Annotated in this window: 17 protein-coding genes; 7 read left to right on the forward strand and 10 right to left on the reverse strand. The window is 65.8% G+C overall.

Features of this window, described 5'->3' with window-relative positions; genetic code table 11:
• Window positions 1-10 precede the first annotated feature (10 nt).
• The 5 genes from ACSFBL_RS26530 to ACSFBL_RS26550 form a co-directional block, all read right to left on the reverse strand.
• A complete protein-coding gene (locus ACSFBL_RS26530; RefSeq protein ID WP_435518810.1) occupies window positions 11-1,111 on the reverse strand; it encodes a glycosyltransferase in 1,101 nt (366 codons plus the stop codon).
• A gap of 33 nt (window positions 1,112-1,144) precedes the next feature.
• Complete coding sequence (locus ACSFBL_RS26535; RefSeq protein ID WP_435518811.1) at window positions 1,145-2,566, reverse strand: undecaprenyl-phosphate glucose phosphotransferase; 1,422 nt, start codon at window positions 2,564-2,566, stop codon at window positions 1,145-1,147.
• 634 nt (window positions 2,567-3,200) lie between these two features.
• A complete protein-coding gene (locus ACSFBL_RS26540; RefSeq protein ID WP_435518812.1) occupies window positions 3,201-5,762 on the reverse strand; it encodes a TonB-dependent receptor in 2,562 nt (853 codons plus the stop codon).
• Window positions 5,763-5,876: 114 nt separating this feature from the next.
• Window positions 5,877-6,512, reverse strand: a complete 636-nt coding sequence (locus ACSFBL_RS26545; RefSeq protein WP_435518813.1) for a response regulator — start codon at window positions 6,510-6,512, stop codon at window positions 5,877-5,879.
• Entirely contained in the window at window positions 6,509-7,417 is a 909-nt protein-coding gene (locus ACSFBL_RS26550) for an ATP-binding protein (RefSeq protein WP_435518814.1), read from the reverse strand. The genes ACSFBL_RS26545 and ACSFBL_RS26550 overlap by 4 nt, the downstream gene beginning before the upstream one ends.
• 138 nt (window positions 7,418-7,555) lie before the next feature.
• Here ACSFBL_RS26550 and ACSFBL_RS26555 point away from each other — a divergent pair, with 138 nt between their 5' ends.
• Entirely contained in the window at window positions 7,556-8,002 is a 447-nt protein-coding gene (locus ACSFBL_RS26555) for an SRPBCC family protein (protein ID WP_435518815.1), read from the forward strand.
• Between the two features lie 499 nt (window positions 8,003-8,501).
• Here the strand turns inward: ACSFBL_RS26555 and ACSFBL_RS26560 are convergent, their stop codons facing one another.
• The 4 genes from ACSFBL_RS26560 to ACSFBL_RS26575 form a co-directional block, all read right to left on the reverse strand.
• The gene (locus ACSFBL_RS26560; protein WP_435518816.1) at window positions 8,502-9,347 is read right to left on the reverse strand and encodes a tetratricopeptide repeat protein; all 846 of its coding nucleotides are present in this window, start codon (window positions 9,345-9,347) and stop codon (window positions 8,502-8,504) included.
• Complete coding sequence (locus tag ACSFBL_RS26565) at window positions 9,344-10,294, reverse strand: MlaD family protein (RefSeq protein ID WP_435518817.1); 951 nt, start codon at window positions 10,292-10,294, stop codon at window positions 9,344-9,346. Before ACSFBL_RS26565 ends, ACSFBL_RS26560 begins: the two co-directional genes overlap by 4 nt.
• Before the next feature lie 128 nt (window positions 10,295-10,422).
• Entirely contained in the window at window positions 10,423-11,034 is a 612-nt protein-coding gene (locus tag ACSFBL_RS26570; protein ID WP_435518818.1) for a lipid-binding SYLF domain-containing protein, read from the reverse strand.
• Window positions 11,035-11,179: 145 nt separating this feature from the next.
• On the reverse strand, window positions 11,180-13,111 hold the full coding sequence (locus ACSFBL_RS26575) for an alkaline phosphatase family protein (RefSeq protein WP_435518819.1): 1,932 nt from the start codon (window positions 13,109-13,111) through the stop codon (window positions 11,180-11,182).
• Window positions 13,112-13,805: 694 nt separating this feature from the next.
• Between ACSFBL_RS26575 and ACSFBL_RS26580 the strand changes: the two genes are divergently transcribed.
• From ACSFBL_RS26580 to ACSFBL_RS26595, 4 genes are all read left to right on the forward strand, one after another.
• Complete coding sequence (locus ACSFBL_RS26580) at window positions 13,806-14,789, forward strand: DUF6502 family protein (RefSeq protein WP_435518820.1); 984 nt, start codon at window positions 13,806-13,808, stop codon at window positions 14,787-14,789.
• A gap of 140 nt (window positions 14,790-14,929) precedes the next feature.
• Window positions 14,930-16,243 carry a DUF5666 domain-containing protein gene (locus tag ACSFBL_RS26585; RefSeq protein WP_435518821.1) on the forward strand — a complete coding sequence of 438 codons (1,314 nt, stop codon included), beginning with the start codon at window positions 14,930-14,932 and terminating at the stop codon, window positions 16,241-16,243.
• 105 nt (window positions 16,244-16,348) lie between these two features.
• Window positions 16,349-16,882, forward strand: a complete 534-nt coding sequence (locus ACSFBL_RS26590) for a cysteine hydrolase family protein (RefSeq protein ID WP_435518822.1) — start codon at window positions 16,349-16,351, stop codon at window positions 16,880-16,882.
• Window positions 16,883-16,939: 57 nt separating this feature from the next.
• Window positions 16,940-17,674: a phosphotransferase gene (locus ACSFBL_RS26595; protein ID WP_435518823.1), complete on the forward strand. Its 735-nt coding sequence runs from the start codon at window positions 16,940-16,942 to the stop codon at window positions 17,672-17,674.
• A gap of 21 nt (window positions 17,675-17,695) precedes the next feature.
• On the opposite strand, the gene ACSFBL_RS26600 is transcribed toward ACSFBL_RS26595, so the two are convergent.
• A complete protein-coding gene (locus ACSFBL_RS26600) occupies window positions 17,696-18,118 on the reverse strand; it encodes a PaaI family thioesterase (RefSeq protein WP_435518824.1) in 423 nt (140 codons plus the stop codon).
• Window positions 18,119-18,453: 335 nt separating this feature from the next.
• Between ACSFBL_RS26600 and ACSFBL_RS26605 the strand changes: the two genes are divergently transcribed.
• Complete coding sequence (locus ACSFBL_RS26605; RefSeq protein ID WP_435518825.1) at window positions 18,454-18,669, forward strand: hypothetical protein; 216 nt, start codon at window positions 18,454-18,456, stop codon at window positions 18,667-18,669.
• A gap of 161 nt (window positions 18,670-18,830) precedes the next feature.
• Window positions 18,831-19,034 carry a hypothetical protein gene (locus ACSFBL_RS26610; RefSeq protein WP_435518826.1) on the forward strand — a complete coding sequence of 68 codons (204 nt, stop codon included), beginning with the start codon at window positions 18,831-18,833 and terminating at the stop codon, window positions 19,032-19,034.
• The last annotated feature ends 59 nt before the right edge of the window (window positions 19,035-19,093 follow it).

Genomic DNA, 19,093 nt, shown 5'->3' on the forward strand with positions numbered 1-19,093 from the left:
GCCTGCCCGGTCAGATGGCGGGCTGCAGGTCACTCGCCAGCAAGAATCCGATATGGTCGGCCAGGCGGCTCCTGAAGACGTCGGTATCGAAGGTGCGTGCGTGCGCCTGCATCACATCGGGATGGAAAGTGTGTGCGATGGCCTCGAAACGCTGGATGGCATCGATCACGCCATCCGCGCTCTGGTCGTCGAAGAACAGGCCAGTGCGCTGATCGACGACGGTTTCCAGCGCACCGCCCATGGCGAACGCGATGACCGGCCGTCCACTCGCCATCACCTCCAGCGGCACGATGCCGAAGTCCTCGACACCCGGAAACAGCAAGGCCTTGCAATGCGCGAAGTGGTGCGCCATGGTCTCGTCGTCGACCGCGCCGAGGAACTCGACGGTCGGACCGGCCAGCCGCCGCAACGCAGGGCCGGCGCCCGCACCAATCACGACCAGCCGCCTGCCCATTCGGGTGCACGCCTCTACCGCGATCTCGATCTTCTTGTAGGGCGTGATCTGTCCCGCGCAGAGGTAGTAGTCGCCGACCTCTGTTGCAGGCGTGAAGCGAGGCAGGTTGACCGGCGGGTACACCACGTGCGCGGTGCGACGGTAGTACCGCTCGATGCGCCGGGCCACATACGATGAGACGGCGATGAAATGATCGACGCGATGCGAAGTGCTCACGTCCCATTGGCGCAGCGACGGCGCCGTCAGCGACATCATCGCGCGGCCAATGGGGCCGGCCGTGGAGCGGTACTGGGGATACAAGTCCCAGATGTAGCGCATTGGCGAGGCGCAATAGCAGATGTGCGTCGCGTTCGGGCCGGGGATGATGCCCTTCGCCGGGCCGGACTCGACGGAGATGATCAGGTCGTAGCCCGTCATGTCGAAGGATTCCAGTGCGTAGGGCATCAGCGGCAGCATCTTCTTGTAGTGCCGCACGCCGCCGATCTTCTGCAGGAACGAGGTGATGACGCGATGGCGCCGGAGCTTCTCCGAGATGGCATCCGGATCGCAGACCAGCGTGAAGATGTCCGCGTCCGGGTAGAGGTCGCAAAGCACTTCGAGCACTTTCTCTCCGCCGCGCATGCCGACCAGCCAGTAGTGAACGAGTGCAACCTTCACGTGTGAACCTTCCTATGTTGCGACATGGCGATGTCAGTAGGCATTCTTGTTGACGAAACCCTTGAGCACGGTCAACGCGATGATCTGGAGATCGAACTTCAGCGACCAGTTCTCGATGTAATAGATGTCATATTCGATGCGCTTGGCCAGGTCCGTCGAACCCCGCCAGCCGTTGACCTGTGCCCAACCGGTGATGCCGGCCTTGACCATGTGCTTCTTCATGTAGTCGGGAATCTCGTTCTTGAACTGCTCCACGAACACGGGCCGCTCGGGCCGTGGTCCGACGATGGACATGTCACCCAGCAGCACATTGATGAACTGCGGAAATTCATCGAGGCTTGTCTTGCGCAGGAAGGCACCGACACGCGTGGACCGCGACTCGCCGGCCTTGGCCCAGACGGCGCCGGTCTTCTGCTCGGCGTCCACCGGCATCGACCTGAACTTGTACATGTTGAACTTCTTGTTGTTCCAACTCACGCGCTCCTGGCGGTAGAACACCGGTCCCGGCGAACTCAGCTTGACCGCGAGGGAAATCGCGAGCATCAATGGCGAGATGAGGATCAGGATCAATGCCGCCAGCAACACGTCCTCGACGGACTTGATCACGCGCGCCGCGCCCTGCAGTGGGGTCTGCTGCAGCGTCAGCACCGGCAGGCCCGCAATCTCCTCGACCGAATGATTCAGCAGGTGCAGGCCGAAGAGGTCGGGCACGAGCTTGATGTCCGCCGTCGAGTTCTTCAGTTCGTTGAGTGCATAGGAGATCTTTTTCTGGTCCCACATGGGCAATGCGAGCCAGACGAGATCGACGCCGCGGGATTCCACATACCCACCGAGGTTGTCGAGTCGCCCCAGCATCGGCGCACCCGTCAACTCGCTGCGGTCCGCATGCGTGGCAAACCAGCCGCGCACTTCGATGCCGCACGATTCGTCGCCCCGGATGGCGTCGACCAGGCGTTGCGCATCGGGGTTGGCGCCGACCACGACCGAGACCCGCGGATCGACGCCCTGCGTCCCCATCCAGCGTGCAAATGCACGCAGGGCCACGCGCAACAACATGGCGCCGGTGATGCTGAACAGCAGCCAACTGGCCCACCACAGTCGCGACGTCTCGTGACCATCTCGCACGGCCAGTGCGTACACCGCCATGACGCAGAACATCAGCAGCCACAAGGTGCCGAGCTTGATGAACTCGTCCGCCATCGCGCGACCGCGCCAGCGTCGATACAGCGAACTGCCGTTGAGAACGATGACCGCGAACAGCACGCCACGCGTGAGCGCATGCACGTAGTCGGGGCCCATTTCGAGTGCGCCGAATCTCGCCCAGAAAGCAACGATGCCGCAGACTTCGAGAATCGCGATGTCGCCCAGTCTCAGGATCAGCCCGAGAAAGGGATTGAATTTCCCCAACGCTGACAACGGCGTTTCACGCAAGCCAGTTGCATAGGAAGACAGCATCAGACGCTCTCCGGGTCCAGGTCGAACTCGATGTAAACCGACTGTCGTCGGACGGGATGTCTCCTGCTGCCTTATTCGTTCGGAGGTGCAATATCGGTGCCAGAAACGGGCGATAGGCTCTGCGCCTACAGCACAATCAAACGCGTCCTACAAGCTGCGTAAGGACCTGTTATTTCCCAGTGAACGCGCGCGTTTTCTGCTACCGGTCTCGCCGCTTTTTCGGCGTGGACGTGATCACTCGAAGCACCATATCACCGTTCAGCGTTCTGAATGTGTCATAGCGTTCGGCGCATTCCAGCGGATCGCCGTTATCAAGATAGAACCGCGGTTCGCGCTGCTTTTCGACAACGCCGTACGCGTCCCTGACAAAGTATGTTTGAGTACGACGAAAAACGACATGCGTCTTTCCGTCTGTCCCAAATGCATGAAATACATCGGTTCGCATTTGTTGCTTGCATGACCACCCGAGGTGATCACTCTGGCGAGCAAGCAGGTCGAGCGGCGTAGGAATTTTTCACAACGCTCGTTCGGATGCGTCTGACCCGGACGAACTCCAGCGAGTGTTCATCCGGATGGCATGCACGCGCCTCCCTCGACTTGAGGATGCGCGGCGATCCGCGCCTGACGCTGTCGCTCAGACCCCGAAGGCGTAGCGCAATCCGACCCACGCGGTGCGCGGCGCACCGGGCGAGTAGAAGGTCGCGCGGGGAAGCGGGAAGTCGCCGTTCGCATTCGCGGGCAACGGGCGGGCAACGAAGTTGCCGTTCACGGTGAAGCCGTTGGCGCCGAGCACGCCACCGCTCGTGTACTTGCGATCGAACAGGTTCGTGATCTGGAGGAAGAACTTGATCCCCGGCTTGGGCTTGTAGTCCACGCCAAGGTTGAACACCGCGTAGCCGCCGCTGCGTCCGGAGCCGGTGTAGTAGAGGCCGTCGGGCGTGTGCAGGCCGTTCTCGTTGCCGCGCACGTTGGTGCCGCTCACCGCGTTCATGTCGGCGCCCACGCGCCATTGCGCGTTCGGCTCCCAGTCCGCGAAGAGCTTGAGGATCTGCCGCGGCAACTGCGTGATGCGATCGCCGGGGTTGATCTGGATGGTCCCTTCCGTGCCGGGGAAGCCGGCCACGGCGGAGGCATTGCTGCTGTTCCCCGAGCCGTCGATCGTCTCCGTGCTTTGATAGGTCGCGTCGAGCAGGCTCAGGTTGCCGCCCACGGTCCAGCTCCTCGCAGGCTTGGCCTGCAGGCCCATCTCGATCCCCTGGCGCCGCGTCTTGCCGAAGTTCTTGAAGTAGCCGAAGCCGCTCGCGTTGTCCGAGACGAAGAGGATGTCGTCGCGGTTGTCGGAGCGGAACACACCCAGGTTCCACGCCACCTGGCCGGCCACCGTGCCGCGAATGCCGGTTTCGAAGGTGCTCGTGACGACCTGCTTGAGCGGCGGGTCTCCCGCAAAGGAGTTCGGCAGCTTGCACGGGCTTTCGGGATCGGCGCAGCCCAGTTCGATCGCGGTGGGCGCCCTGCTGCCCTGGTTGGCGCCGACATAGAAAGTGATCGCATCGTTGGCCGCGAAAGTCAGGCCGACCGCCGGATTGAAGCGGCTGAACGTGTAGTCGCCGTCGAGCGAACCCGTGCCGCCGCCGGGCGTGATGCCGTCGGTGTTCGTGAGCGACGTGTGGTTGTAGCGCCCGGACAACGTCAGGTGCGTCCGTTCGTTGAGCGCCATCGTTTCGGTGGCGTAGATGCTGCCGGTGCGCGAGCGGCTCGACAGGTCGACCCTGGCATCGAAGGCGTCTTCGGACGCTTGGGTGCCGTCGGCAAAGGCGCCGGGGCCGAACACCGGCGTGATCGTGCGATCGGGGTTGAGGTAGCCGAATTGCGCGCCCTGCGTGAAGCTCACGCGGCTGGCGTCATACGCGGCACCGACGACGAACTGGTGCCCGATGCTGCCTGTCGTCGCCTGCGCGGACAACTGGCCCGCGAGGCCGTAGTTGGTCTGCCGCGCGTCCGTCTGGTTGAGCAGGCCGTTGCACTTCTCGTTCGGCTCGTCGTTCAGCAGCGCGTTCGCGATGCAGCGCCACTTGGGAAAGGGCGTGTTCGATGCGTTCTCGCCGCTGGTCGGGAAGCCCGTGTAGCCGGCGGCCGCGAGTGCCCTGCGCTCGGCCGCATTGGGCTGGTAGACCGCCTGGTCGAGGGAGTCGTCGTTGATGTCGCCGTTGAAGGTCTTGGCCTTGATGTAGCGGTAGTACACGTTGCCCGAGAAGGTCAGCGTGTCGCTCAAGGCCTGGATGGTGGCGAGGTTCACAAAAACGGACTTGTTCTGCGTGTTGTCGGGGATGGTGCGGACACTGGCCCAGTCGCGCTGCAACGCGCCCGCCTCCTGCACGCCGTTCCCGGTCAGGTCGTTGTCGGCCAGCGCAATCGTCAGCGAGGTATCGCCGTCGCGTGTCTTCCGCCCCACCTTGGCGAAAAGCTGGCGCAGGTCGGAAGGCGAGGCGGTGCGCCAGCCGTCCTCGTGGAAGACGTTGCCCGTCGCGTACCAGTGCATGCCGTTGTCGACGTTGTAGCCGCCGGTCTCGAACTCCGCCGCCGCGCGGCCGTACGAGCCGCCCAGGACCTGCACCGATGTGCCCGGGTTGTGGATGCCGTCCTTGGTCTGGATCGAGAGCGCGCCGCCCAGCGTGTTCAGGCCGAACAGCGGATTGCTGCCCGGCATCAGGGCGATCGACGCGATGGCCGTGCGCGAGAACAGGTCCCAGCTCACCACATCGCCGAAGGGCTGGTTCAACCGGACGCCATCCAGGAACACCGAGAGTCCCTGCGGCGTGCCCAGCAACGGCGACGCGGTAAACCCGCGGTAGTTGATGTCGGGCTGGAAGGGGTTGCCCTGCGTCTCGTTGACGGTCACGCCGCCTACCGCGCGCGACAGGAAGTTCGACAGGTCGAGCGAATGGAAGCGCTCCATCTCGGCGCCGGTCGCGGTCTGCACGTTCGACGGAATCTGGTCGCGCGGGACGTCGATGCCGGGCAGCGGCGTGACCGCGATGACGTTGATGGTCGGGAGATCGGGCACGGCCTGGACCGACGAGGCCGGCTGCTCCGTGGTCTCGACCTGTGCGTGGGCCGCCAGGCCGTGGCACAGCAGCAGGACTGCCGTGGCCACGGGCGCTGACGAGAAAACAACCGCGCGCGCGTTGCGGGACATGCAGTCTCCTCGGTGTTTGGACTTGTTATCGCGCATCACTGCGCGCCCTCGCCCCAAGGTAGCGCAGGATGTCCGGCTGCGACAGGGAAGATTTCCCGACGTGCGCCGGCGGCCTCAGGCTTCAGCGCCGGGAATGAGGCCGTGCCGAAGCGCCAGGTGCGCCATCTCGGCCGTGGTGTGGATGCCCAGCTTGTCCTTGATCAGGCTCTGGAGGTTGGAGACGGTCTTCTGGCTCAGATGCAAGGTGTGGGCACAGGCGGCCACGGACTCGCCGCGCGACAGCAGACGGAACACTTCGAATTCGCGCTGGGTCAGCGAGTCGAAGGCGGGCGACGCGTCGGCGCCGTCGAGCAGGCGCTGGGCCAGTGCGGGGCTCAGGTAGCGGCGCCCTTCGCGCACGCTTCGCACCGCATCGATCAGGCACTCGGGCGGGCTGGTCTTGGAGACGAAGCCCAGCGCGCCGAGTTCGAGCGCGCGATGCACCAGCATGTCGGTGTCGTGCATGCTGAACACGAGGGTTCGCGCCTGTGCGTCGCGTTCGCGCAGGCGGCGAATCAGTTCCAGGCCGCTGCTGCCGGGCATCCCCAGGTCGGTCACCGTGATGTCGGGTTCGTGGGCAGCGAACTGCGCGCAAGCCTCATCGACGCAGGCGGCCTGTGCGACGACCGCCATGTCGCCATCCTGCTCCAGCAGGTGCCGGTAGCCCTCTCGCACCACGGGGTGGTCATCGACCAGGAGGAGCCGGATCACGACGCCTCCGCAGGAAGTCCGGGCACCAGCGGCAGTTCCATGCGGATCCGCGTGCCGGCACCCGGTGCGCTGTCCGCCTGGAAGCTGCCGCCGAGTGCCGCGGCGCGCTCCGTTGCGCCGAGCAGCCCGAAGCCCCGCGCGGGCGTGGCCGCGATGAAGCCACGCCCATCGTCTTCCACGCTCAGGGTCAGCACCTGGGGCGTCGCCGCGAGCGCGACGTTCACGCGCGTCGCTTGCGCATGACGCACCACGTTCGCCAGCGTCTCCTGGGTCACGCGGTAGATGGTGGTGTCGATCGCCTCGCCGAGCTGGCGCAGATCGCCACGGGCTTCGAACTGGCAGCGCACACCGCTGCGCGTCGCCCATCCGTCGCACAGCGATTGCAGTGCCGCGACGAGGCCTAACTGGTCGAGCTCCGCCGGCCGCAGACTCCGCACCAGCCGCCGCACGCCCACCTGCAGCAGTTCGGCCGAAGCGGCCGCGCGCCGTGCGGACTCACCAATCTGCTCGAGCGAGGTCGAGCGCTGGATGTAGGTGGCCTCTATGCGGATGGCGGTGCAATGCTGGCCGAACTCGTCGTGCAGCTCCCGCGCCAGCGCCAGCCGCTCGCTGTCCTGCAGCGCGATGAGCTTCTGCGTGAGTTCACGGTTCTGGGCCAGAAGGCGGGCGGCTTCCTGACGACGGCGCCTTGCGTACCACGCAAGGCCCAGCGACAGCGCGACCAACGTGAGCGGGACTTCGTCGACCTGCCATGCCTCGGCATGCGCAAAGACCGCGGCCAGGCGTTCATGCAGCTCCAAGGTGCTCGACAGCACGAAAGTCAGCACCGTCCCCAGGACCACCCAGGCCAGATCGAACCGCCCTGAATGGGCGCGCGATCGCGACAGCCCCAACACAGCTCTCATTGCACCCTCCGGTTCGAGCCCGCTCCACCCTGCGCCGCAATGTAACCTCGGAGTTCATCTTGCGGCCTGTCGATTTCCCGCAGGCTCGTTCGACGTATCAGCGAGGGTCGTCCTCGCACTTCACAGGAGCACATCACCATGGCCACCAACACCGTCCGCCTGCACCGCGTCCTGCGCGCCCCGCCGGACCGCATCTACCGCGCGTTCGTCGAGCCCGGTGCCTTCGAGCGCTGGCTTCCGCCCTTCGGCTTCATCGGCAAGGTCCAGAGCATGGAACCCGTGGTCGGCGGCGCCTGGCGGATGTCCTTCACCAACTTCGGCAGCGGCCACAGCCACTCGTTCGGCGGGAAGTACCTGGAGCTCGATCCGGGGAAGCGCGTTGCCTATGACGCGAGCTTCGACGACGCCAACCTGCCGGGCACGATGAAGACCACGGTGATATTGAAGGCGGTGTCCTGCGGCACGGACGTGTCCGTCACGCAGGAAGGCATACCCGACATGATCCCGACCGAGATGTGCTACCTGGGCTGGCAGGAGTCGCTGATTTCGCTCGCCCAACTGGTCGAGCCGGACATTCCGGGGTGAGCGCGTCGCCACCGCGCTGCCTACAGGCGGTGTGGTTATGTAGAAGGGTCGCTGCAGCAAATTAGGGTTTACCCCAAACTTCATCCATCGTGATCAATGAAGTGCTTCCATGCTGACCCTCCTGATGGTTCTTGGCGCTGCCGGCGCCCTGGTTTTTCACGGCGTGCATACCTCGAAAGACACTGAAGACCTGAACTGACGGCCCGCGCGCCAACCGGTTGTCTCCTCCTCCGTCACTTTCAGACGGATTCAGGCCCCGTGCAGCAATGCCCGGGGCCTTTTTGTATGCCCCACAACAGAACGCCCCCCGCCAGGTTTCCCTGGTCGGGGGGCTTCCGCGAACTCGGGGTACCTTTTTGGGCGTGGCCGAGAACGTGAGGGAAGTATCTCGAAGGCGACCGCGGCCGGAAGTCGCCTCCCGGCTACATCCAGTGAAGGCCAATGCCCTACGCCCGGGTGGGACACGCCGGGCGGGACGCGATGGGGAGCGCGAGATGTCTCAGGGCGCAGGCGCCGCCAGCAATCTGGCGGTGCGCTCCGAACCCGCATCGTTCTTGGCCGCCACTGCGACGTCATGGGCCCTGGCCCAATAGTCGCGGGCCAGTTCCGGCTTGTCCGCGGAGGCCTGGCCCAGCAGCAGCAGATCCTGGTAGATCTTCTCGCTCGCTCCCGCTGCCTTGTCCATCTTCAACGCTTCCTGGAGCAGCGGCACCGCCGAGGCCGGCGTTTTCAGGGCGATGTAGGCGCTCGATTGCAGGCGCAGCGCGTTGGCCTTTTCCAGCGCATCGTCCTTCGCGAGCGCGCTCTGGGCCTGTTGCGCCAATCGCAGACCCTCGTCGGCGCGACCGGCGCTCAAGGCCAGGTAGGCCTTCAGGTTGAGGATCTTTCCCCTCACGCTGCAACTGCTGCCGCAGATCGATGCGGCCCGGTCGAGCGATTGCTCGGCGCTCGCGCGGTCAGTCGCGTGCACGGCCATGGCGCGTCTCAGGGCGGCTTCGGCGCGCCGATCCGTGCTGAAGGCGAGGCGACGCTCGTCCAGGACGGCGTCCAGCTGCTTCAGCGCCTCGTCCTGGCGGCCCATGCCGACATAGACCGTCGCCAGGTTCAGCCGCGCGGCTGCGATCGCATCGTCGTCCTCGATCGACTGCCCCACCACGAGGGCCTGCTGGAAAGACACCAGCGCACGCGGAAGGTCACCGGCCTTGACGCGATCCATACCCTGCGTGCTGAAGCCCTGTGCCTGGATCTCCGCGGGCGAGCGCACGGGCGGCGACGAACACCCCCCGAGCAGCGCCGCGCCCGCTTCGACCAGGCCGCAGACGATGAATCGGCTCGTGCGGCTCAAGGTGCTTCTCCCGGCAGCGGCAGGCCGCCGATGCTGTCGATCGGCAGCGACTGCGGCGTGGTGGGTGTGCCGGTCAGCATGCTGATGGGCCAGGTCTGGCGCGCATTGCTCACCATTTGGTTGGTCTGCGTGGCGGCGGCCTGCACCTGGTCGAGCACGGCGGGCAGTCTTTCGGAAGCCTGCGCCGCCATGGCCTGCACGTCGGCGCTGGCCTTCTGCGAGGTTGCCGCGGCCTGCTGCACCCTGTCGATCACCGCCGGCGCCGCCTGCTCGACGACCTCGATGGTGCGGCTGGCCCTTTGGATCGTCGCCACCGCCCCGTTCTCGATGGTCTTCACGGTCTGCTTCGTCTGATCGATCACCTCGCCAGTCTTCTCGGCGATGGCGGGCATCTGCGAGACCACGTCCTGGCCCGCCTTCAGCGTCTGCTGGAAGGACCCGTTCGGATCCGTCAGGCTATCGGTCAGCTTGCGTGCATCGGCGATGACGGGCATCCACGCCGCCTGCATCTCCTGAAGGAGCTGGTTGCCGTCCCTGCTGCGTTCGAAAGCCAGCACCTCACCGGGCGCCCGCGGCTGCGCGGCGCCGCGCGGGGGCACGAGGTCGATGGCCGGCTGGCCGATCGTGGTGTCCTGCACCAGTCGCGCCCGCGTTCCCTTCGGTATGCCCGCCATGTAGCCGCGGCCAATGCCCAGTTCGATCCCGGCGCCCTGGCCGGACTGCGCTGCGGGCAGTTCGATCTTCCGGACGCTGCCGATGACGACCCCGCGGGTCGTGACCGGCATGCCCTCCGCGATCCCGAGGGCGTCGGGCGCCTCGACGTAGAGCTGCTCCTGCGGACTGAACGACCCTCGCTGCTGATAGACGATGTAGGCCAGCAGCGCGGCGACCAATGCGACGAGGGCAACGACGGCGACAGCGTAGCGCCGCGAACCGGGCTTGAACATCGACATCCTCCGGCAGACAACAGGGCGACAGGGGTGGATCGAATCTCGCTACGCACTGTAACCGCCCTCTTCAGCCTCGCCAGCATGCCCGAGCCGCACGACATGCCGCGCGCAGACGGCCGCGAGGGTCAGGGCTGGTTCAGTTGCGCATACGGCACGAAGGCCGCACCGCCCCAGTTGGCCTGCAGCAGGAGGCCCTTGTCGGTGAACTGGTAGGTGGAGATGAACGGATTGAACGATGCCGACATGTCCGCGGACGTTCCCGATCCCTCCGTGGGCAGCTTCATCGTCGCGTCCGCCGATGCCGTGACGTCGGCGCCCAGCTTCCGAAACTGGTCGAACACTTCCCTGTTCTTGAAGATCATGACCTGCCGGAAATCCTTGTAGCCGACGCCCGGGCCCGTGCCGGCGCGCGTTGCCAGCATGAAGGTGTTCGCCTGTGTCGCGTTCTCCACCAGCACGCCCGAGCCGCGTGCCCCGACGAAAAGCACGACGTTGATCTGCGAGGAGTCGAAGACGGCGTAGCCGACGGCCTTCTTCAGTTCGTCGCGCGTCTCGGGCTTTTGCGCAAAGAGTTCGTCCAGCGTCCTGTCGCGCATGCCGAGAATCTCGGCCTTGACCTTTGGAACTTCGGCCGGCGACAACACGGGTTGCGTTGACACGTCGCCCTGTCTGGATCCCGAGGCGCAAGCCGCAAGGAGCAGGGGCAGCAGGATCGCGAAGCCGGACAGACGTTTCATGCCGATTCCTTTGAAGCACAGGTGGGTTGACGCGCTCGAGTCGGCGTCATTGTGCTTCAACGCGTTGCGAGCCCGAAAGTCCGACCCTCGCTGAACCGTCGCCTGGAGCGGATCGACGCGCTGCAGGCGGCAGTGGCCCGGCGTCCTAGAGTTCTGGGCGTGGCGAAGTCGGTCGTCTTTCCGGCGACTCGCTCCGCGACGCGACACGCGACCTGTTGACGGCGTCATCCAGATGGTCGGGCCGGCCGGCGGCGTCGAGGCCGACCGTGCGCCCCGGAAAGCCGGCCGCGTTGAAGTAGCGCGTGCCACCCACCTGCCGGTAGTGAACGATGGTCTTGAGGCCCGTCGGCGAAGCGGTCGAGACCAGCTGCCCGCTGACGACACGGCTTTCGCGACCGCCTGCGGTGGCTTCCTCGAGCACCCGGCCGACCAGGCGGCCCTTGCGCCCGCTGTCGATCGGCAGGTGCATCAAGCTGGCGATCGTCTGGCCGATGTCCGCATTGCTGACCGGCATGCGGTCGACGTAGCCACGCTTGAACGACGGGCCGATGGCGGCCATGAAGTTGAAGGTGTCGGCCCGGCTGAAGGTGCCGTGCATGCCCTGCCCCTGCTGCAACGCCGTGTCCGCCACTTCGACGGTGCATGTCAGGTAGGTCGGGCACGCCGGGCTGTCGACGTGGAAAGATCGGAAGTTCACCACGATGGACGGCGTCGGCGTGGCCGCGCCGCCGCTCAGGTGGATCGCCGACAGCGGCAATGTCCCCGCGAAGCTGCCCAGGGAATCGTCGACGAAGACGCCGCTCACGTAGTCCTGCGCCAGCAAGGCCTCGACGACCTTCGGCGCCATCGAGGCCCGGTCTTCGCCAGGCAGGTAGACCAGGTCGGAGCCGCCGTTCGCAGCCACCACCACGCTGGGGTTCGCGGCGTCCGTGCCAATGAGCGCATTGCCGGCCGCCGAATGTGTGCCCGGGGCCACCGCTGCGCCGCTCCGGTCCGGGTCGAACAACGGCCATTGAAGCGCGGTCGCCAGGTCGATGCCGAGGAAGCCGGGCGGCAGCAGGCCCGCAGGCACATCGGCGTAGCTGGCCTTTGCCGCAGGGCTGGTGCCGCTCTGCTTCGAGATCGTCGAGAAACCGTGGTCGGAGGTCACGATGACGTCGGTGCTCGCATCGAGGCCCTGCGACTTCAGTGCCGAAAGGATCGACGCCAGGTTGTTGTCGACATTGCGCACGGCCGCCAGCGAGGTCGGTCCGTTGATGCCGGGAGTCAGTTGCAGGAGGCTGTCGCCCTGGTTGTGCTGCGTGCCGTCCGGGTCGCGCGACCAGAACACCAGCACGAAGGGCTTGCTCTGGCTCTTGAGCAGCGGCAGCACCGCCGTCGTCGTCGCCGCGACGAAGTAGGCCTGCTGGTTCACGTTGGCGGACAGCGTTCCGGGAGTCCGCGCGGAGCCCGAGCTGCCGTTGGCGCCACGGGTCGGCGCTTCGAGGCCGAGGCCGGCCGCCTTCAGCGCATCCTGCACGGCAGGCGGCAGGGGCACGCCGGCCGGCTTGCCCGTCGAATCGTCGATGACGATCGACTCCGGGCCGCGGCTGGCGTGATCCATGATCAGCGCCGGCCCCAGTTTGCCGATGGTCGCGGTGTTGAACCCCGCCTCGCGGGCCAGCGCGAGGACGGACGCCTCGTTCAGGTAGTTGCCATTGAAGCGCTGGTCCATCTCGCCGAGGATCGGATCGGATTCGAGGAAGGGCGTGACGCTGCCCTTCGCGGTCGTCAGCGCGTCCTTGCCGGTGTAGATGGTGTTGCTGAAGTCGCCGGTGTCGCCCAGGTAGTGCCCGGTCGCCATCGCGGAGGCATTGGCTGTCGTGAAGGTCGGAAAGATCGAATGGCTGTTGCGGAAGGCGACGCCTTCGCGCATGACCTGCGTCAGCGTCGGCGCGTTCTGCTCGGTCACGATGCCGTGCCGGAGGCCGTCGGCCACGAAGAGGATGACGTTGCGAACCGGCTCCGCGGCGCCGGCCGCCGTCACGAAAAGGCAGCTGGCCAGGCCTGCCACTGCCACTCTGATCATCGATGTCATGAATCCGCCCTTCAGGAGCACCCGTCGTGCCTGCATAGTTACCGAGGATGTTGACGAGGTCTTGTGGCAGGGTCATGACAGTCCGGATCTTCGCGCTGCCCTACCGATGTCCGGGCGCGTCGTCGGCGCCGTGCCCGACGCCATGCGCCGCGTCATGCCCCGGAGCATCGTCCGCGCCGTGTCCGACGCCATGCCCCGCGCCAACGTTTCCGGCGCTGGCCGCAGCGTTGTTTCCGCCGCCGCCGCCGCCACCGGAGCCCGGTCCGCTCGAAGAGGATCCTGTTCCACCAGAACTCGCGCCTGAACTACCGCTTGAACTTGAACCTGAACTTGAACCTGAACCTGAACCGGAGCCGGAGCCGGAGCCGCCACTGCCGCCTCCACCTCCACCTCCTCCGCCACCACCACCGCCGTGCGCAAGTGCCGAGGCCGCAACAAAGCTCAGCGCCATCGTCAGAAAGGCAGCTCGCGTCATCTTTCTCATCTTGCTCATGGTGTTCTCCAGAAAAAAGTTGGGGGACCGAAAACCTCCGTCGCGTCTTTCGGCGCTGGCGGCGGGATCACTGACGTGTAAAACTTTCCCACGCCTGAGCCTCAGCATATGTGGGAAATTTACCCACGTCAATCGCCGTGGAAATATTTCCCACAAAACGGCTAGACTCGTTTTCACGCCCCAGCCTTCGCCATCCGAGCCATGCCTGACACTCCACCCTCAGAAGTCACACCCCCACGCGCGCTCGTCCAGGCGCTGCGGCACGCCCTGCGCCCTCTGGTCAAGCTCATGCTCTCCCGGGGAATGACCTTCACCTATGTCAGCGAGCTGTTGAAGTCGCTGTTCGTCGAGGTGGCGGATCGGGACTTCCGGCTCGACGGCAAGCTGCCCACCGACAGCCGGGTGAGCCTGCTGTCCGGTGTGCATCGCAAGGAAGTGAGCCGCTTGCGCCAGGCGCTGGACTCCGGCGAAGAGACCACGCCCGAGGTGGTTTCGCTCGGTGCGCAGGTCGTGGGGCAATGGATGAGCGCGTCGCCCTATGTCGACAAGGCCGGCAAACCCCGTCCCCTGGCCCGCTTCGTGAGCGAGGGGGCGGACATCTCGTTCGAAGCGCTGGTCGCTCGCGTGAACCGGGACATTCGTCCGCGCGTGGTGCTGGACGAGTGGATACGCCTGGGCGTCGTTCACATCGATGACGAGGGACGCGTCTGCCTCAATGTCGGCGCCTTCGTGCCCACCAAGGGCATGGACGAAATGAGCTTCTATCTCGGCCACAACCTTCACGACCATGCGGCGGCAGCGGTGCACAACCTTTCGGGCGGCAAGCCACCGTTCATGGAACGCAGCGTGCACTACGACGGCCTGAGTGAACAGGCGGTGGTGCAACTCGCAGACCAATCGCAAAAGCTCGGGATGCAGGCGCTCGTGGCTGTCAACAAGAGCGCGCTCGCGATGTCGAAGCGGAAATCGGCGGCGGCACCGCGGCAGCGCATGACCTTCGGCATCTACTTCTATGCGCAGGACGTCGATGCGCCGGCAGCCGCACCGGACGCCGACATCGCGGAGGCGGAGGCGGCATCGGCCCCTGCCCGGCCGACCCGCGCGAAGCCTGCGCGAACCGCGCCATTGCCGCCTTCGCCGAGTTCGTCCGCGAAGGCAAGAGCCTCCACGAGAGGCACGAAATGAGCGCGCGCCTTCTGCGCCCGATCGCGTGCGCGATCCTGGCGGCACTGCTGGGCGCGTCCGCCGCAGCATAAGGCATCTGCGAGACAGGGGCATCGCCGATCAACCCGGCGCTGGGGTCACGTGCTCAAGGCGCGAGCGCGTTGCCGCAGACCGGCGCGCGCAGCAGCGGCGAAGGTGAAGGCGGCACCGGAGGCATCGGCGGCACCGGGCTCACGGCGCGCAACGCCAAGGACCCCACCGGCGGGATCGGAGGCACGGGGGCCACGGCCCGGGCGAACGAACCGACAGGCGGCATCGGCGGTACCGGCATCGTGGGGATCATCACGGGGTTCGCCAGCATCTGCGTCGCAGGCATGGAAGTGCACTTCGATACGGACACGCCCGTCTCCGAAAACGGCCAGCCCGCCTCAGCGCGCAACCTCGCAGTGGGCCAGGTGGTCGCAGTCCGGGCCACCGGTGCGGGCAGCGCATTGCGTGCGCAAACGATCGCCGTTCAGCACGCGCTGGTGGGGCCGATCGAATCCGTCGACGCCAGCGCGGGGACGTTGCGGTTGCTTGGAGAGAACGTCAAGCTGCTGAACGCCTCGGCCCTGGTGGGCATGCGAAGGGGCGACTGGGTACGGCTGAGCGGGCACCGCCAGGCGGATGGGGTGCTCGCGGTGTCGCACGTCGCGGCATTGCCCGCCTCGCCGGGGCGTCTGGCGCAAGTCGCGGGTCGCGTGAACGTCGTCACTTCCGAGGCCATGCAGGTCGGCGGAACGCGGGTGCAGTTCAGTGCACAGGCAAGGCCGAACGGGATCGAGCGAGGCCAGGAGGTGCTGGTGGCCGGCAGATGGGACGGCACGCAGTTGAGGGCGCAGCGCATCACGCCCGATCCGACGCGCGAGCAGCTCGGACCTGTGAATGACGTCGTCCTGGAAGGCTATGTGCAGGAGCTGGGCGGCGGAACCTTGAATCTCGGCCAGGGAAGCCTGCAGCTCGATCCGGCGGCACGCGGGGCGGGCGGGCCGCTCGCGAACCTGTCGGTCAATCAGCTCGTGCGCGCGACCGGCCGCATGGATGCGGAACGCCGGATCGTCATTGATCGGGTCGTGGTCGAGGCTGGTGGCCCGAGCGGTGGTTCGAGTGGTTCGAGTGGTTCGAGTGGGTCGAGTGGGTCGAGCGGTTCGAGCGGTTCGAGCGGTTCGAGCGGTTCGAGTGGGTCGAGTGGGTCGAGTGGATCGAGTGGATCGAGCGGGTCGAGTGGATCGAGCGGGTCGAGTGGGTCGAGCGGGTCGAGTGGATCAAGCGGCGGCAGCGGTGGCGGTGGCGGCGGCGGCGGCGGCAGCGGCAGCGGTAGCGGCAGCGGTGGCGGCGGCGGCGGTGGCGGCAGCGGTGGCGGCGGCGGCGGTGGCGGCGGTGGCGGTGGCGGTGGTGGCGGTGGCGGTGGTGGTGGCGGTGGTGGCGGCAAATAGCCGCTCGTCGCCCAAGCACGCTGCCGGCGCAGAGCCGAGGACGTTCTGCGTCATGATCCCGTCAACAGCGCCCGGCTCGCTGCCACCCTCATTCGAGCGAAAACCATGACCACAGCACTTCTCGTCATCGACGTCCAGCAGGGCCTTTGCGAAGGCGAGCACCAGGCCTTCGAGTCGCAACAGGTCATCGACCGGATCAACCAGGTCTCGGCCAAGATCCGCGCCGCCGGCGGCAGGGTGGTCTTCATCCAGCACGAATCAACGACCGGCTATCTGGAGTACGAAACAGACGCGTGGCAGCTTGCCAATGGCCTTCACGTGGATGCGACGGACATCCGCATTCGCAAGACAACGCCCGACGCCTTTCATCGCACGGCGCTGGAGCAGATCCTCCGGGACCACGCGGTCACGGACCTCGTGGTTTGCGGGATGCATACCGAGTTCTGCGTCGACACCACCACACGCAGGGCGCTGGCCTTGGGATTCCCCGTCGTGCTCGTCGGTGATGCGCATACCAGCGAAGGCAACCGCCACTTGTCCGCAACGCAGGTGATCCGGCATCACAACGAAACGCTTGCCAACATCAGCAGTTTCGGGCCGAGGGTTCGTGTCGTTTCAACCGCGGATCTGCGCGTTTGACCCGGTCCTCGGGACGGGGCCAGAGGCAGAATGCGGCCAGCTTTCAAAGGAGTGGTGTTGGACAGTTCATTGCTGACGCGGCTGCTCGCGATAGAGCCGTTGATGGCGCAAATATCACGGCAGGTCGACCTCTCAGGTGCACGGCTGCTTTCAGCAACCGCCAGACCTGTCGATGCGCCGGGCTACCTGTCCGAACTGATCGGCGTGACATTGGCATGGACCCCAGGGGCCGCCGCTCCCGCCCAGGCCGTGCTGAAGGCGTCGCACGCCGGATTCGGACAGGCAGAACTGCCGTTCTATCAAACCGTCGCCAATCGCCTCGACTGCCCGGCTGTTCCTCGCTTCTTCGCTGGTGGGACGGACGAGCCGAGCGGACGAACCTGGCTGCTGATGGAAGATCTCTCGGGTTCACATGAACGTCCCAGTGAAGCCCCCTTGCCGCCGACCTTTGCGCGATGCGCAAGACTGGTCGAAGCGTTGGCTCAGTTTCACGCGGCGGGATGGGAAGACACGGACTTGTTGAGCGGCACCCCGACGCTTGTGCAGCGGCTGCGGTCTATCGAATTGCAGGAAGCCGCGGAGCGAATGTTCGATCAGGCGGGCGATGCCCTGGACAACGCCACAAGGGTTCTCTACTCACTTCAGGAGGACTATCGGCTTGCGGTGCTTCTTCATCTTCGAACGCCGATCGCCCGATTCACGAGAAAGATGTCGGCCTACGTCTGGTGGCCACAGCTCATGCGCATCCGGGACGCGGTGGAAGACCACCGCTGCGTCGATTTGCTGAGCTAAGGTCGACGCGCTGATGTGCCGTCACCGCCGGACATTGGCGACGGTGGCCTGCATGAGCGCGATGACCTTGAAGGCGTCCCCGCTGCCCGCGAACGCTCGAACTTCGCCGGTGCAGACAGTCAGTAGCTTGCCGGCACTCTGTACGCGCCCGATCGCCAGAAAGCGTTCGCCGAGCGCAGGTCGCATCAGATTGATCTTGAACTCCGCGGTGACCACCTCGAAGCCGGGCGGTGCCTTCGTCAACGCGGCGTAGCCGCAGGCGCTGTCCACGATGCTCGTCGTCGCGCCTGCGTGAAGGTATCCGTGCTGCTGCGAGAGACCGATCGAGAACGGCAGGGCGATGTGAACCTCGCCCTCTTCCACCAAGGCCAGCCGCGCACCGATGGTCTTCATGAGGCCCTGTGCGTCGAAGCTGTCGGTGATCCGCTTTTGAATTTCAGTCATCAGGGTCTTGAATGCGTCGCGATGGACGCAGCGTAGCCCATGCAGGCGCTTGGGCAATCGCAGGCCGTCGATATACTTGCCTCATCACGTCAAAAAAAGGCGTGATCGGGATTGACGTCTCGAGTAACTCGCTGCGATGCAAGCCGCAGCCATTCCGCAAATGTCTGCGGCTTCCTTGTTCGCGCCTCCCATTTTTTGGCGGCTCGGGCGTGGAGCCGCAAGGCTCGCCGGTTCGCGCAAGCGGGTTCCCGGTACGTCAACTCGTTCGAGCCGCCGCCTCCAATTGACGTTGGGTGCGGTGGTTTTTGCAAACCGAACCCGCTTGGAGGCCATCCTTGGTCCACCCTATCTGCGCGCCCGCGCGCCTCCCCCACAGTCCCCCCGACGGCGAGACCTCGCTCAAGGTCATCGGCGATCTTGTCGCGCTCGGCGCGAAGGCCACTGCCGAACTCAGTTCGGCAAGAGAGGCGTATCGCGCCGTCGCTTGCGTGCGCCGCCTGCTCGAACTACAAATCTCGTCCACTGGCGAGTGGCGCGTACCGCGCGACTAGGCCGAAGCCCTTGTGGACCTTGTCCACGCCGAGTTCGAGCGTCGCATCGAGCGCGCCAAATCGAGCATCGAGTCGATGCAGGTCGAAGGCACGCCTTCGCCTCCGGCAGCCTCGCAGTCGTAGAGGTACATTGGTCGTCCGATGCACAACTGGCGCAATTCATGGCACGACCGAACGAATGGGTAAACAAGGTCCTTGCACTGCTGCGAGCCGGCAACACCACGGCGGCGATTGCGCAGATCAAGGTCGCACCGAGTGCGAAGGACGTGCGGGCGCTGCAATCCGCGCTGGAGGCCGGCAACCTGTCTGAACCGCACCGGCTTTCGAGGAGGCCTATTGGCTTGAGTCCGACCGGGATGGTCTGACTTCTCTTCTGGCTGTTCTGACTTTCATTATTCCAGCCCCCCGCAGGGGCCGCCGGAGG

Source organism: Variovorax glacialis, assembly GCF_051216375.1.
GTDB lineage: Bacteria > Pseudomonadota > Gammaproteobacteria > Burkholderiales > Burkholderiaceae_C > Variovorax.

Excerpts from the sequence above, each read along its gene's own strand:
- ACSFBL_RS26535 (WP_435518811.1), bottom strand. The coding sequence starts at position 2,566 with ATGCTGTCTTCCTATGCAACTGGCTTGCGTGAAACGCCGTTGTCAGCG.
- ACSFBL_RS26540 (WP_435518812.1), bottom strand. The coding sequence starts at position 5,762 with ATGTCCCGCAACGCGCGCGCGGTTGTTTTCTCGTCAGCGCCCGTGGCC.
- ACSFBL_RS26550 (WP_435518814.1), bottom strand. The coding sequence starts at position 7,417 with ATGAGAGCTGTGTTGGGGCTGTCGCGATCGCGCGCCCATTCAGGGCGG.
- ACSFBL_RS26555 (WP_435518815.1), top strand. The coding sequence starts at position 7,556 with ATGGCCACCAACACCGTCCGCCTGCACCGCGTCCTGCGCGCCCCGCCG.
- ACSFBL_RS26565 (WP_435518817.1), bottom strand. The coding sequence starts at position 10,294 with ATGTTCAAGCCCGGTTCGCGGCGCTACGCTGTCGCCGTCGTTGCCCTC.
- ACSFBL_RS26570 (WP_435518818.1), bottom strand. The coding sequence starts at position 11,034 with ATGAAACGTCTGTCCGGCTTCGCGATCCTGCTGCCCCTGCTCCTTGCG.
- ACSFBL_RS26575 (WP_435518819.1), bottom strand. The coding sequence starts at position 13,111 with ATGACATCGATGATCAGAGTGGCAGTGGCAGGCCTGGCCAGCTGCCTT.
- ACSFBL_RS26580 (WP_435518820.1), top strand. The coding sequence starts at position 13,806 with ATGCCTGACACTCCACCCTCAGAAGTCACACCCCCACGCGCGCTCGTC.
- ACSFBL_RS26590 (WP_435518822.1), top strand. The coding sequence starts at position 16,349 with ATGACCACAGCACTTCTCGTCATCGACGTCCAGCAGGGCCTTTGCGAA.
- ACSFBL_RS26600 (WP_435518824.1), bottom strand. The coding sequence starts at position 18,118 with ATGACTGAAATTCAAAAGCGGATCACCGACAGCTTCGACGCACAGGGC.
- ACSFBL_RS26610 (WP_435518826.1), top strand. The coding sequence starts at position 18,831 with ATGGCACGACCGAACGAATGGGTAAACAAGGTCCTTGCACTGCTGCGA.